This is a genomic window from Streptomyces viridochromogenes, from assembly GCF_001270495.1.
Classification (GTDB): domain Bacteria; phylum Actinomycetota; class Actinomycetes; order Streptomycetales; family Streptomycetaceae; genus Streptomyces; species Streptomyces viridochromogenes_A.
On record NZ_LGUR01000217.1, the window covers coordinates 56,818 to 69,975 of the forward strand.

Consider the following 13,158-nt stretch of genomic DNA (forward strand, 5'->3'; position numbering starts at 1 on the left):
CGTCCCGGAAGATGAACCCCGTGCAGGCAACCACGACAGCCCAGCGGCCCCGCGTCGGCGAGCGGGTCATGGCCGCGATCAACCGCGACCCCCTGACCGCCCCGCACCGCACCCGCAACGACGCGCTGCTGGCCGTAGCCTGGGCCGCCCTGGCCACCGCCATGGCCCTGCTCGGCGACAAGGGGCTGCGACCCGACGCGCTCGGCTGGGCCCTGCTGCTCGCCGCCCACGTGCCGCTCGTGTGGCGGCGCAGCCGCCCGTTGCTGGTCCTGCTCGCGGTGATGGTCTGCATCACGCCGTACCACGCCCTGGAGAACAACCACGCCGCGCCCATCCTCGCCACGATGGTGGTGCTGTACACGGTCGCGGCGACCGGCACGGTGCGCCGCACGCTGCTCACCGGCGCCGGCTGCCTCGGCGTGACCCTGGCCCTGAACGCCCTCACCAACCCCGACGGGACGACGGAGCTCCTGCGGATCTCCGGCTGGGTCTTCGCGTTCCTCTTCTGCGGCATCGACGTCCGCTACTACCGCCAGTTCGTCGCCGCCATCGTCGAACGCGCCGAGCGCGCGGAGCGCACCCGCGAGGAGGAGGCCCGCCGCCGGGTCGCCGAGGAACGGCTGCGCATCGCCCGCGACCTGCACGACCTCCTCGCCCACAGCATCACCCTCATCGGCGTGCAGACGTCGGTGGCCGCGCACGTGCTGGCGGCGGACCCGGAGCGGCTGGACCGCCGGTCCATCGCGAAGTCCCTCGACGACATCGCCGACACCTGCCGCACGGCCCGCGGTGAACTCCGTACGACGCTGGAAGTCCTGCGCGAACAGGGCGTCGCGGGTGAGGCACGCGGCCCGCTGCCCGGGCTCGACGGGGTGCCGGACCTGGTGGCGGCGGCGCGGCTGGCCGGTGCGCGGGTGGCGTCGGAGGTACGGGTGCGTCAGGCGCCGCCCGCCGTGGGGGCGGCCGCGTACCGGATCGTGCAGGAGGCGCTGACGAACGTGGTCCGGCACGCGGGCCCCGAACCCGCCGTTCGCGTCGAGCTGTACGAGGAGCGCGGCGCCCTGCACCTGTCGGTCACCGACGACGGCCCCTGCCCCGCGCCCGGCGCACCGACCCCCGGCTACGGTCTCGTCGGCATGCGGGAGCGGGCGCGCAGCGTGGGTGGCACACTCGACGCCGGACCGCGCACCAAAGGGGGTTTCGAGGTGAGCGCCGTGCTGCCCGTCGGAGCCGACTTCGTCACCGGCCGGGGAGGAGACCGATGATCCGCGTCCTGCTCGCGGACGACCAGACGCTCGTGCGGGAGGCGTTCGCCATGCTGGTCGAGTCGGCCCCCGACATGGCGGTCGTCGGCCAGGCGGCCACCGGCCGGGAGGCCGCCGCGCTGGCCCGCAGCTCACGCGCCGACCTCGTCGTGATGGACATCCGCATGCCCGACCTGGACGGCATCGAGGCGACCCGCCTGATCGCCGCCGACGAGGACCTCGCCGGGGTGCGGGTCCTGGTCCTCACCACCTACGACACCGACGAGAACATCGTGGAGGCGCTGCGTGCCGGCGCCTCCGGATTCCTCGTCAAGGACACCAGGCCGGCCGAACTCCTCGACGCGATCCGCACGGTGGCGGCGGGGGAGGCGCTGCTGTCACCCGGCCCGACCGCACGGCTGATCGAGCGGTTCCTGCGCAGCCCTTCCGCCCCCACGACGGCCGGGCCCGCATGTCTGTCGGAACGCGAGCGCGAGGTGCTGGCCCTGGTCGCGCGCGGCCTCAACAACACGGAAGTGGCCGAGGCGTTGGGGCTCAGCCCGCTGACGGCGAAGACCCACGTCAGCCGCATCATGGGGAAGCTGGGGGCGCGGGACCGGGCGCAGTTGGTCATCGTGGCGTACGAGTCGGGGATGGTGACTCCGGGAAGCCTGTGACGGACAGGTCAATGCTGACGCTCCGTCAAGGGAAGTCGAGGGAACTCGATGACCATCCTGAGCCGCACACTCGTCGTCACCGCGGTCCTCCTGGCCACCCCGCTCACGACGACCGGCACCGCCTCGGCGGAGGCCGGCTGCACGTCCTCCGTCCCGTATGTCTCGGGCGAGGGCGACTACGACACCTACCGCATCCCGGCGACGATCACGACCCCGCGCGGCACGGTGCTGGCCTTCGCCGAGGGCCGGCACGACGGCGCGGGCGACACCGGCGACATCGATGTCGTCCTCAGACGCTCCCTCGACGGCGGCTGCACCTGGGGGCCGGTGACGGTGGTCGCCGCCGGGGAGGGGGACACGCGGGGCAATCCGGCGCCGGTGGTGGATCCGGTCACCGGCGCGATCGTGCTGGTCACGTCCTACAACAGCGGTGATGTGACGGAGGCGCAGATCATGCGGGGGGAGGCGACACCGGAGCAGAGCCGGCGGGTGTTCGTCCAGCGGAGCCTTGACGACGGCCGCCACTTCACGGCGCCGCGTGACATCACGACGCAGGTGAAGCCGTCGAACTGGCGGTGGTACGCGACGGGGCCGGGCCATGCGGTCGCGCTCCGGCGGGGCCCGTACGCGGGGCGGCTGGTCGTCGCGTCGAACCACTCGGTGGCGCCCGCGACCGGGTCCGCCGACACCGGGCAGGAGCCGAAGTACTACGGCGCCCACGCCGTCTACAGCGACGACGGCGGGCGTAGCTGGCAGTTGGGCTTCGTGGACGACTCCTACGACGGTGTCAGCAACGCCAACGAGTCCACGGCAGCCGAACTCCCCGACGGCAGGCTGTACTTCAACTCCCGGGACCAGCTCGGCACGAGCACCGGCAACCGCCTCGACAGCCACTCCATTGACGGCGGCGGGAGCCTGGACCGTCCGTACACCGTCCAGCCGACGCTGAACGACGTCCCGGTGGTGGAGGGCAGCGTCCTTCAACTCCCCGGTGCGGGTGCCCCGTTGATCTTCTCCGGTCCGTCCGTCCCGACCGTCCGTCAGTCGATGGCCGTGTGGCGCAGCACGGACGGCGGGGCGACCTTCACCAAGGCGCTGACGCTGTCACAGCGGCGAGCTGCCTACTCCGACCTGGTGCCGCTCGGTCGGCACACGGTCGGGATCCTGTACGAGACGGGAGTGTCGGGGCCGTACGAGTCGATCGAGTTCCGCAGGGTGTCGGCCGACGGGCTCCAGGGGACTGTCACGGCGCCGACCGGATGACGAAGACCTGGCTGTCCTTCGGCCGGCACGGCTCCACCACGGCCTCCGCTCCCTCCGAGGTGGCCGCGTCCCGGATGGCCACGCAGCCCCGGCCGTCGACACGCAGCGAGTAGCGTCGGCTTCCGTCGGCCCCGGCCGGCTCGATCCGGAACGGGGTCGTCCGCCCGCAGTCGTCCCACGGCTCCAGCAGTCCGACACCCGGCCCCTCGGCCAGGGCCGTCAGACAGCCGGGGCCGTGGTCGGGGTGGTACCAGCGGATCCGGAAGGTGTTCCCGCCGAGCGGAACCAGTGTGGTCTCCTGGGGCGCGACCTCGTCGCACGGCCGCTGTACGGCGACCAGTGACTCGTACCCGCTGCCGTAACCGTCCGTCAGGCACAGGCCGTTCGTCAGGGCCGGACGGATCTGCGTACGGCCGCGGGGCAACAGGGACCGTGCGTCGGTCGCGGCGGCGCCCTCGCCCCCGGTGCCCGACCTGTCGCCGTCGTCCCGGGAGGGGACCAGAGCCCAGACGGCGGCGGTCAGGAGCGCCACCAGGACCACCGCCGCCGGCAGGACGGGAACCCCGAGCACCCGGGCACGGAGGCGGACGCCCCGCCCCGGACTCACACTCCCGCTTCCGCTTTCACTCCCGCTCGCACTGATGCCTTCGGCGACCTTCCCCCGGCCGAGGTCGTCCCGGGCCGCCAGCCACTCCGCCGCCCGCTCGCCGTCCCCGCAGGCGCGTACGAAGGCGGCCAGCAGTTCGGGGCGTGGCAGGGTCCGGCCGCGCAGCACATCGGCCAGGGTGCTGCGCGGCAACACCTCGCCGTGCTCGGCGGCCCGCTCCTCCAGCTGGCGGTACGTCAGCCCCGCCCGCTCCTTGAGTCCACGCATGGCGGCGATGAACTCGGCGGTGTCTCGCGCCTGTTGAGGACCCGCATCCCCCCTGGTCTCCATGTCGCACATCGTCGGCCCTGCCCGAAGGGGCGCACAATCCCGTTTCCCGCCACCGTCCCCGTGATCCGGACAAGCCCCGAAGGGGACCCGGATAAGACCCGGACAAGGCGCTGACCAGGCCGGACAGCGAGCGGGTTGTCCGGGACAGCGACGGCTCTTGTTTCCGCCCGGCCCACCCCAGCAGGCTCGGTGCTGCCCCGGCCGGAGCATCCACCCCACTCGTCGATCCCAGGGGGATACGTCATGCCCATGCGTCAGCGCATCGCCGCGACCGCGATCTCAGCCGTGCTCGCGGGCGGCGCCATCGGTCTCGCTCCGGCGGCCCAGGCACGCGACATCGCGCCGGCTTCCTGCTACGGCAGCGCGAACAGCTACCACAAGCCGGCCGGCACGTACTGGCTCCCGGCGGGCGATGTGTTCAGCACCTCCAGCGCGTGCGCCGACATCAACATCAAGCCCAACACGAACCGGTACGTGAAGGTCTGCTTCGAGACCAACGGACGTCTGGAGTGCCAGGCGAACTACAAGCTCGCCCGCGCGGGGCAGTGGAACGTGATCGCGACGAACGTGCGGGACGGCGCCCTGTTCGCCTTCGAGTTCCGCTCGGACGCGAAGTCCACCGGCAGCTGGGCCGCCTGACCCGCGGGCACCGGCACCCCAGACCAGCACCCAGACCAGCACTGCCACCGACCGACCACCAGGAAGACCGACGGAGAGGACTCGAACAATGGCAAGACGCACTTGGCGGGCCACGGCCGCGCTGACCGGAGTGACCACGGCCCTGCTCGCTCTCGGTGTCGCGCTGCCGGCCCAGGCCCACGCCGCCGTCCGCTGCGAGACGCTGCGCGCCACCGTGGCCAACTCCCAGGGGCTGTCCGGCGGCACCGTGCAGGCGACCGTGTGCAAGCCCGGCAGCGGACACGCCTACTTCGACGACGGCTACTACAACTACGTGCAGGACCACCAGGCCGACGGTGCCGCGGCCCGTGCGTACGTCGTGGACGCGAACGGCCGCTACGGCCCGCTCGAAACGGACGACACCTCCACCTCCGGTGGGCAGCCCATCTGGTGGGAGTCCAACGCGTCGGGCAGCGGGACGGTCCGCGTGTACGTCTGCCTGGGCAAGAAGTACCCCTGGGACAGCGGCTCTCGCTGCGCCTCCGACTCCATGGGCTAGGTCCGGAGGAGAAGGACGGGGGGAACGGGGGACCAGGGGGGGGAGGAACAGGGGGAACCGGGGGCCGGGCCGGCTAGAGCAGCCCGGCCCCCGCGAGGAACTTCCCCACCCGCTCCACTTCCTCCGACGACAACGGCACCTGCGGCTCCGCCGTCACCGCACACTCGATAACCCCCCGCAGCTGCAGCGCCGCCTTGAACGCCCCCAGAGCCGACGAGCTCCCGCCCATCCGCGCCGGATCCCCGACCCGCACCATCCCGAACAGTGCGCACAGCCGCTCCTGTTCGGCCCGCGCCCCCTCCCGGTCCCCGTCCCGGCACAGCCGGTCGAGGCGGACGTACCCCCGGGGGTCGACGTTGGCCAGCCCCGGCACCGCCCCGTCCGCGCCGATCGCGAGGGCCGCGTCGATGATGAGTTCCGAGCCGGTCAGCACGCTGAAGCCCCGGACGTCGGGCCGGTTGCGGGCGCCGGTGACGACCTCGCGGAAGCCGGCGAGGTCGCCGCTGGAGTCCTTCAGGCCCGCCAAAGCGCCCTCGGCGGCGAGGTCGAGGATCACGCAGGCGGGGAGTTTGGTGTGGACGGAGGCCGGGAGGTCGTAGGCGATGACCGGGACCGGGGAGGCCGCCGCGAGCAGGCGGTAGTGGCGGGTGATCTCGGCGGGGTGGGTGCTGGTGTAGAAGGGGGCCGTCGCCACCACCGCGTCCGCGCCCGCCGACGTCACCGAGGCCACGTGGTCCAGCATCCTCGGCGTCGTCATGTCGATCACGCCCGCCAGCACGGGGAGTCGGCCTCCCACATGGCCCGTCACCGTCTCCACCACCAGCCGGCGCTGCCGGTCCGTCAGATACGCCACCTCCGACGTCGAACCGAGCACGAACAGGCCGTGCACCCCGCCCTCCACCAGGTGGTCGACCAGCCTGATCAGTGACGGGACGTCCACCTCGCGGTCCGGTGTCAGGGGCGTGCAGACGGGCGGGACGACACCGGTGAGCGGGGTGGGGATCGTCATGAAGGCTCCCTTGAATGGTGACTTTGTCGTACGAGGTCCCGTGTGGCCTCGCCCTCCTCCACTGGATGGTGGCACCTGTAACGATGCTCCGGGCTCGACGCGGCCGAGAAGTCCGGCATCTCGTCCGCGCACACTGCGTCCGCCTTCCAGCACCGCGTCCGGAAGGGACACCCGCTCGGCGGCCGCGTCGCCGACGGCACCGGGCCGGCCAGCGGGATCGGGTCGATGGGGTCCAGCAGACCGGGGGTCGCGGAGAACAGGGCGCGGGTGTACGGGTGCCGGGAGCCGTCGGTGACCCCCGTCGCCGGGGCCTCCTCGACGATCCGGCCCAGGTACATCGTGATCACGCGATCGCTCATCCGGCGCACCGTCTGGATGTCGTGGGAGACGAAGACCAGGGCCAGGCCCAGCCGCTCCTTGAGGTCCAGGAGGAGGTTCAGGATCTGGGCCCGGACCGACACGTCCAGTGCGCTCGTCGGCTCGTCCGCCACCACCAGGTCGGGGTCCAGGGCCAACGCCCGGGCGATCGCGACGCGTTGGCGCTGGCCGCCCGACAGCTGGCCGGGGAGGGCGTCGGTGAGGGCGCGGGGCAGGCCGACCAGGGACATCAACTCCCGTACGCGTTCCTCACGTTGGGACTTCGTTCCCCGGTCGTGCACGTCCAGTGGGTCCCGCAGAATCTGCCGGACCGGCAGGCGGCGGTTGAGTGCCGTCGACGGGTCCTGGAAGATCATCCCGGTTCCCGCGCCGACCGCGGTCCTGCGCTCGGCCGGGGTCATGGCCCACAGGTCGCGTCCCCCGAAGGACACCGTGCCCGACGTCGGCCGCTGCACCCCGACCAGAACCTTCGCCAGCGTCGACTTCCCGCACCCCGACTCGCCGACCACGCCCACCGTCTCGCCGGGCGCGATGGTGAGATCGGCGCCGGTCAGGGCGTACACCTTGTCCCGGGTGAACAGGCCGCCGCTGCGCGCCTTGTGCACGACGTGCGCGTCCGACAGTTTCACCAGCGCGTCCACCGGACCACCCGGTGCCTTCACGTTCACTGCACGACCCCGCTCTCCTCGCGGTCCGTCGGCGCCAGCAGGATCGCCGGGTGATGGCAGGCCGCCGTGTGCGTCGGGGTTCCCAGCAGGTCGGGTGCCGTCGTCCGGCACATCTCGCTCGCCAGCGGGCAGCGGTCCGCGAAGCGGCAGCCCGCCGGGAAGTCCGCCGGGGACGGGACCACGCCCTTGATCTGCGTCATCCGCTCCTGGGCCGACTCCAGCGAGAGCACACTCCCGAGCAGGCCGCGCGTGTAGTGGTGCGCCGGTGCCTCCACCAGGTCGGCGGTCACGCCGGTCTCCACGATCTGGCCGCCGTACATCACGACCACCCGGTCGGTGACGTCCGCGATCAGCGCGAGGTCGTGCGAGACCAGGATCAGGGCGAAGCCCAGCTCCTCCCGCAGCCTCAGCAGCAGCTCTATGACCTGCGCCTGCACGGTGACGTCCAGCGCGGTCGTCGGCTCGTCGGCGACGATCAGCTTCGGGTCGCGGGACAGCGCCATGGCGATCAGAACACGCTGGCGCTGGCCGCCGGAGAGTTCGTGCGGGTAGCTGCGCAGGGTGCGTTCGGGGTCCAGGCCGACCATCGTCAGCAGTTCGTGGGGGGTACGGCGGCCGCCGCGGCGTACGACCTGCTTGAGCTGGGCGCGGATCGTCATCGCCGGGTTCAGGGACGACAGGGCGTCCTGGTAGATCATCGCCATCTCGTGGCCCAGCAGCCTGCGGCGCACGCGCATCGGCTCGCCCACCAACTGCCGCTGGTTGAACCGGACATGGCCGCGCACCCGGGCGCCCTTCGGCTCCAGACCCATCACGGCGAGGGCCGTCAGCGACTTGCCGCACCCCGACTCGCCGACCAGGCCCAGCACCTCACCCGGCTGCACCTCGAAGCTGATGCCGTCGACGATGTCCACGCCGGCGTGGCGGCCCTCGAAGCCGATCGCCAGGTTCTCGACGGCGAGCACGGGCAGCTGTCCCCGGGGCAGCGGGCGGGCCCGTGCCCGCAGCCGCGCCGCCGCCTCCGTCAGGCCCGGCAGCTGCAGCACCTCACCGCTGCCCGGCTCCGGTGCCTCCAGCCGGTCGTCGTCGTCCCGTACGTCGACCTCGCGGGCCGACGGTGCCGCCCACGCGTCCGAGACGCCCTCGGAGAGGATGTTCAGCGACAGGACCGTGATCAGGATCAGCAGGCCCGGGAAGACGGTCGCCCACCAGCCCCCGGTGAGGACCATGTTCTTGCCGTCGGCGATGACGCTGCCCCACGACGGGTCCGGCGGCCGCACGCCCGCGCCGATGAAGGACAGGGACGCCTCGAAGACGATCGCCTCGGCGACCTGCACGGTGCAGAAGACGAGGACGGGCGCCGCGCAGTTGACGGCGACGTGCCTGAGCACGATGTGCGGGGTGCGGGCGCCGATGACCCGTTCGGCGGTCACATAGTCCTCGCCGTACTGATCGAGGACGTTGGCCCGGACGACTCTCGCGACCGGAGGCATGAACAGGAACGCGATCGCGCAGATCAGCACGGTGATCTCGCCGCCGAAGACGGCGATCAGGACGGCGGCGAGCGCGATGCCCGGGAACGCCATGACCACGTCCAGACAGCGCATCACCGTCTCGTCGACCGCCTTGCGGGAGGTCGCCGCGATCGCGCCGAGCAGCGCTCCCACGACCAGCGCGAGCCCGGTCGCGCCGAGCCCGATCGCCAGCGACCAGCGGGCGCCGTACATCAGCCGGCTGAGGATGTCCCGGCCGAGGCTGTCCTGGCCCATCCAGTGGTCGGCGGAGGGATGTCCGGTGCCGTCGACGGGAGCCTGCTGGTCGAGCGGGTCGTGCGGCGCGAGCAGGGGCGCGAGCAGTGCCAGCAGGACCACGACGGCCAGGAAGCAGACGGCGGCCTTCGACAGCAGCGGCAGCCGCCGCCAGCCGCGCAGCCGGATGCCGGGCCGGGACAGTGCCTCGGCGAGGCGCTTGCGGTGGAACGTCACGTCGCCTCCCGCAGGCGCGGGTTGACCAGCAGATACAGGATGTCGATGACGAGGTTCACGACCACGAACCCGGTCGCCGTCGTCAGGACGACGCCCTGGACGACCGCCGGGTCGCCGTTCTTCACGGCGTCGATCATCAGCTTCCCCATCCCGGGGAGGGAGAAGATCGTCTCGATGACCACCGCGCCGCCGAGGAGATAGCCGACGCGCAGACCCAGCACGGTCAGCGGGTTGATGAGCGCGTTCCTGAGGACGTTCCGCCCGACCACCACCCGCGGCGGCAGCCCGCTGCCGATCGCCGTGCGGACGTAGTCCTTGTCCAGCTCCTCCACCACCGCCGTGCGCACGATCCGGGTCAGCTGCGCCGCCACCGGCAGCGACAGCGCGAGGGCGGGCAGGGTCATGGTCTTCAGCCAGCCGGTGAAGGAGTCGGCCGGGTTGATGTAGCCGCCGGTCGGGAACCAGCCGAGGTCGACGGCCAGGTACTGGATCATCAGCAGCGCCAGCCAGAAGCCGGGCGCGGCGACCCCGGTCAGTGACACGACCCGGATGACCTGGTCGGGGAGGCGGTCACGGTAGATGGCCGCGGTGACCCCGCCGAGCAGCGACAGCACGACCGCGATGCCCAGGCCCAGGAAGGTGAGCTGGAGGGTGAGCGGCAGCGCGGTCATGACCTGGTCGACGACCGGCGCCCGGGTCAGGGCGCTGATGCCCATGTCGCCGTGGAGCAGATCGCCGATGAAGGCGACGTAGCGGACGGGGAGGGGATCCAGCAGGCCGTTCTCCTCGCGGAAGTCGTGCAGCTGCTGGGCGGTGGGGTTCGCGCCCTGGAAGAACGCGGACGCCGGGTCGACGTCCGAGAACCGCATGACCAGGAACACGAACAGCACGATGCCGAGCATCAGCGGCACCAGCAGGGCGATACGACGGGCGAGGATCCTGACGACGGTGATCACGGCCGGACTCCCGTCGTGGCTAGGCCCACTTGGCCTGGAGGAGGTTGATGCCGGGATACGGCTGTGCCCTTATGCCGGTGAGCTGCTTCGGGTTCCAGGCCGTCATCAGCTCGTTGTGGACGACCGGGTAGAGCACGGCCTGCTCGGCGACGACGTCGATGTAGTCCTGGACCATCGTCTTCTTCTTCTCGGTGTCCGCCTCCTGCGTCGCCCGGTCCATGTCCTTGAACAGCGCCTTGGCGACGGAGTTGCCGGACCACCGCGTGTACTGCATCCACAGGTTCTCGGGGCCGTAGTTGTAGTGCATGATCAGGTCGGCGTCGAGGCCGAACTGGTTGGGGTTCGAGGCCGCGGCGACCACCTGGTAGTCCTGCTTCTGGTCCATCTTGGTGAAGACGGCGGTCGTCTCCTGCGGGGACAGGGTCGTCTTGACACCGATGGCGTCCCAGGACGCCTTGATGGTCGGCAGACAGTCCACGATCCAGCTCACGTTGACGGCCAGGATCTCGATCTCCAGCCCGCTGACCCCGGCCTCCTTCAGCAGCGCCTTCGCCTTGTCGGGGTCGTGGTCGTAGACGGTCTTCGCACGCCGGTAGCTGGGGTTGGCCTCGTTGAGGAAGGAGCTCGACGCCTTCCCGTGCCCCTTGAGGGCGACCTCGATCATCTTGCCGGTGTCGATGGCGTAGTGCAGCGCCTGGCGGACCCGTACGTCGTCGAAGGGCTTGTGCTGGGTGTTGAACATCAGGAACAGGTTGTTCATGCCGGCACCGCCCGCGACCGTGAGCCCGCCGCTCTCCAGCTGCCGGATGTTGGCGTACGGGATGTTGTCCGCGATCTGCGCTCCGGCGCTGGCGCCCGAGATCCTGGCCACGCGCGGCGCGGCGTCCACGATCGTCAGCCAGTTCATCTTCTTGAAGGCGGCCTTGCGCGGGCCGTTGTAGTCGGCGAACGCCTCGAAGGTGGTGTTGGACTTCGGATGGTGCGCGGTCTGCCGGTACGGCCCCGAGCCGATCGCCTTGCCCTTGATCGCGTCCTCCCAGGCGCCCGGCTGGGAGAAGACGTGCCTCGGCATGATCTTGGCGAGGGTGAGCCGTGAGATCCCGTCCGGGAAGGGGAACTTGAGCACCAGCTCGACGTTCTGGGCGTCGATCTTCCGCACTTCCCTCAGCCAGCTCGCGAAGAACCCCTTGGCGAGGGTCTGCGTCTTCGGGTCGAGGATCCGGTCGAAGACGAAGACCACGTCGTCGGCCGTGACCGGCTTGCCGTCGTGGAACTTGGCGCCCGCGCGCAGGGTGAACTTCCAGGAGGTGGCGTTCGGGTCGGCCGGCACCTGGGTGGCGAGCGCGGCGTACGGCTCCCGGGAGATCGGGTCGGTGTCGAGGAGCCCCTCGTAGATGTGGTTGTTGGCGGCCATGCAGAAGGCTGAGGCGGTCTGGGTCGGGTCCCAGCTGCCGTCGTTGCCGTAGCCGATGACCGCTGTGAGCGTCCGGTCCCGGCCACCGCCCCCGCCGGTCTCGTTCGTGGACTCGGGCCCCGACGAACAGGCCGACAGCGACGCGGAGACGGCGGCCGCCGCGCCCAGCGCGCCGGAGTACTTCAGGAACGACCGGCGGTGCAGCGCCGGCACGTCGTGGGTCACGTCGCGCACGGGTCCTCCAGCGGATGGGTGTGTGCTCCGGCGATGGGTTCGTGCTCTGCTCCGGCGAGGAGATACGACGTCCTACGTCCTCCCGGTCAGCGCGACCATAGGTGGGGTGGTGGGGGCGGTCAAGGGATCTCACACGAATGGCGCATCTGCCACAGGTCGGACCAATGGCACTGTGAAATGGCGCGAGTTGACCCCCTGTCAGGTCGGTATCCCGCAGACATGGGACGTGGGACGTCCGGGTGGGCGTACCATGCGCCGCATGCCCGGCCAGCCCAGGAACAGTCGTCCGTCCGAGGAGTCCACGAACAGCCGGATTCAGCGCCAGGTCATGCAGCTGATCATCGACCGCAGGCTCCGGGCCGGGGCCCTCCTGCCCACCGAGGCCGAGCTCATGGAGGACCTCGGCGTCAGCCGCAACTCCGTCCGCGAGGCGCTCAAGGCGCTCCAGGCCCTCGACATCGTGGAGATCCGGCACGGCTACGGGACGTATGTCGGCCAGGCCTCTCTCACGCCGCTGATCGACGGGTTGACGTTCCGCACGCTCGCCCGGCACGACCATGACGACTCGGGGGCGCTCGCCGAGATCCTTCAGGTGCGGGAGGTGCTGGAGGAGGGGCTGATCCGGCGGGTGGCGGCGACGGTGACCGAGGGGGAGCTGGACCGGCTGGAGTCGGTCGTGTCCCGGATGGAGGCGGCGGGGCGGGCGGGGCGGGCCTTTCCCGACCTGGACCGGGAGTTCCACGAGCTGCTGTACGCCTCGCTCGGCAACGACCTGGTGCCGCAGTTGCTGGCCGCGTTCTGGACTGTCTTCCGGCGGGTCTCCGGAGCCCGGGGGCGGGCCGACGACCCGTCTCCCGACCTCACCGCCCGTTGGCACCGTGACATCGTGACGGCCCTGCGGGCGCGGGACGTGGAGGGGGCGCAGCGGGCGATGTCGGTGCACTTCCGCGGGATCGCTGCGCGGGCGGGGCAGGGGGCACGGGGGCTCGGCTGACGCCGGGTGCCCTCGCCCCCGCCGCCCCTACCCGTGCCATCCCAGGGGCTCCGCCCCTTCGACCCCGGTTGTCTTTCGGGTGCGGGCGGGAAGGGGCTGGTCGCGCCCAGACCCCGCTGGATCTTTCAGCCCGTCCGGCGTTTGAGGACGAGGCCCGAAGGGCCGACAGCGGGGGTCTGGGGGCGGCAGCCCCCAGGGATGGGACGGGTAGGGGCGGCGGGG

12 protein-coding genes are annotated in these 13,158 nt (G+C 71.5%); 6 read left to right on the plus strand and 6 right to left on the minus strand.

The features are described from left to right. Positions 1 to 11: 11 nt before the first annotated feature. The 3 genes from ADK36_RS29350 to ADK36_RS29360 are packed head-to-tail and all read left to right on the plus strand — an operon-like array spanning position 12 to position 3,184. Positions 12 to 1,265: a sensor histidine kinase gene (locus ADK36_RS29350; protein WP_107083902.1), complete on the plus strand. Its 1,254-nt coding sequence runs from the start codon at positions 12 to 14 to the stop codon at positions 1,263 to 1,265. Next, positions 1,262 to 1,921, plus strand: a complete 660-nt coding sequence (locus ADK36_RS29355; protein ID WP_048585670.1) for a response regulator — start codon at positions 1,262 to 1,264, stop codon at positions 1,919 to 1,921. The genes ADK36_RS29350 and ADK36_RS29355 overlap by 4 nt, the downstream gene beginning before the upstream one ends. Positions 1,922 to 1,969: 48 nt before the next feature. Beyond that, positions 1,970 to 3,184 (plus strand): sialidase family protein, encoded by a 1,215-nt coding sequence (locus ADK36_RS29360; RefSeq protein ID WP_048585671.1) that lies wholly within the window; start codon positions 1,970 to 1,972, stop codon positions 3,182 to 3,184. Here the strand turns inward: ADK36_RS29360 and ADK36_RS29365 are convergent. Beyond that, entirely contained in the window at positions 3,165 to 4,121 is a 957-nt protein-coding gene (locus ADK36_RS29365; RefSeq protein WP_078916611.1) for a helix-turn-helix domain-containing protein, read from the minus strand. The two genes, ADK36_RS29360 and ADK36_RS29365, sit on opposite strands and share 20 nt — an antisense overlap. Before the next feature lie 243 nt (positions 4,122 to 4,364). On the opposite strand from ADK36_RS29365, the gene ADK36_RS29370 reads away from it, so the two are divergent. Together ADK36_RS29370 and ADK36_RS29375 are read left to right on the plus strand one after the other, a co-directional pair. After that, a complete protein-coding gene (locus ADK36_RS29370; RefSeq protein ID WP_048585673.1) occupies positions 4,365 to 4,760 on the plus strand; it encodes a hypothetical protein in 396 nt (131 codons plus the stop codon). A gap of 88 nt (positions 4,761 to 4,848) precedes the next feature. Next, complete coding sequence (locus tag ADK36_RS29375) at positions 4,849 to 5,298, plus strand: hypothetical protein (RefSeq protein ID WP_159029297.1); 450 nt, start codon at positions 4,849 to 4,851, stop codon at positions 5,296 to 5,298. Positions 5,299 to 5,371: 73 nt separating this feature from the next. Here the strand turns inward: ADK36_RS29375 and ADK36_RS29380 are convergent, their stop codons facing one another. The 5 genes from ADK36_RS29380 to ADK36_RS29400 are packed head-to-tail and all read right to left on the minus strand — an operon-like array spanning position 5,372 to position 11,942. Beyond that, a complete protein-coding gene (locus ADK36_RS29380; protein ID WP_048585675.1) occupies positions 5,372 to 6,307 on the minus strand; it encodes a dihydrodipicolinate synthase family protein in 936 nt (311 codons plus the stop codon). After that, positions 6,304 to 7,326: an oligopeptide/dipeptide ABC transporter ATP-binding protein gene (locus ADK36_RS29385; RefSeq protein WP_048585682.1), complete on the minus strand. Its 1,023-nt coding sequence runs from the start codon at positions 7,324 to 7,326 to the stop codon at positions 6,304 to 6,306. The genes ADK36_RS29380 and ADK36_RS29385 overlap by 4 nt, the downstream gene beginning before the upstream one ends. Positions 7,327 to 7,349: 23 nt before the next feature. Then, positions 7,350 to 9,338 (minus strand): dipeptide/oligopeptide/nickel ABC transporter permease/ATP-binding protein, encoded by a 1,989-nt coding sequence (locus ADK36_RS29390; RefSeq protein ID WP_048585676.1) that lies wholly within the window; start codon positions 9,336 to 9,338, stop codon positions 7,350 to 7,352. Then, positions 9,335 to 10,294: an ABC transporter permease gene (locus ADK36_RS29395; protein ID WP_048585677.1), complete on the minus strand. Its 960-nt coding sequence runs from the start codon at positions 10,292 to 10,294 to the stop codon at positions 9,335 to 9,337. The genes ADK36_RS29390 and ADK36_RS29395 overlap by 4 nt, the downstream gene beginning before the upstream one ends. Positions 10,295 to 10,313: 19 nt before the next feature. Next, complete coding sequence (locus ADK36_RS29400; protein ID WP_048585678.1) at positions 10,314 to 11,942, minus strand: ABC transporter substrate-binding protein; 1,629 nt, start codon at positions 11,940 to 11,942, stop codon at positions 10,314 to 10,316. Between the two features lie 259 nt (positions 11,943 to 12,201). Between ADK36_RS29400 and ADK36_RS29405 the strand changes: the two genes are divergently transcribed. Further along, positions 12,202 to 12,936, plus strand: coding sequence for a FadR/GntR family transcriptional regulator (locus ADK36_RS29405; protein WP_078950842.1), 735 nt, complete (start codon positions 12,202 to 12,204; stop codon positions 12,934 to 12,936). Positions 12,937 to 13,158: the final 222 nt, after the last annotated feature.

Coding starts and splice junctions, on each gene's coding strand:
- ADK36_RS29380 (WP_048585675.1), bottom strand. CDS start 6,307: ATGACGATCCCCACCCCGCTCACCGGTGTCGTCCCGCCCGTCTGCACG.
- ADK36_RS29365 (WP_078916611.1), bottom strand. CDS start 4,121: ATGGAGACCAGGGGGGATGCGGGTCCTCAACAGGCGCGAGACACCGCC.
- ADK36_RS29405 (WP_078950842.1), top strand. CDS start 12,202: ATGCCCGGCCAGCCCAGGAACAGTCGTCCGTCCGAGGAGTCCACGAAC.
- ADK36_RS29350 (WP_107083902.1), top strand. CDS start 12: ATGAACCCCGTGCAGGCAACCACGACAGCCCAGCGGCCCCGCGTCGGC.
- ADK36_RS29370 (WP_048585673.1), top strand. CDS start 4,365: ATGCCCATGCGTCAGCGCATCGCCGCGACCGCGATCTCAGCCGTGCTC.
- ADK36_RS29355 (WP_048585670.1), top strand. CDS start 1,262: ATGATCCGCGTCCTGCTCGCGGACGACCAGACGCTCGTGCGGGAGGCG.
- ADK36_RS29375 (WP_159029297.1), top strand. CDS start 4,849: ATGGCAAGACGCACTTGGCGGGCCACGGCCGCGCTGACCGGAGTGACC.
- ADK36_RS29360 (WP_048585671.1), top strand. CDS start 1,970: ATGACCATCCTGAGCCGCACACTCGTCGTCACCGCGGTCCTCCTGGCC.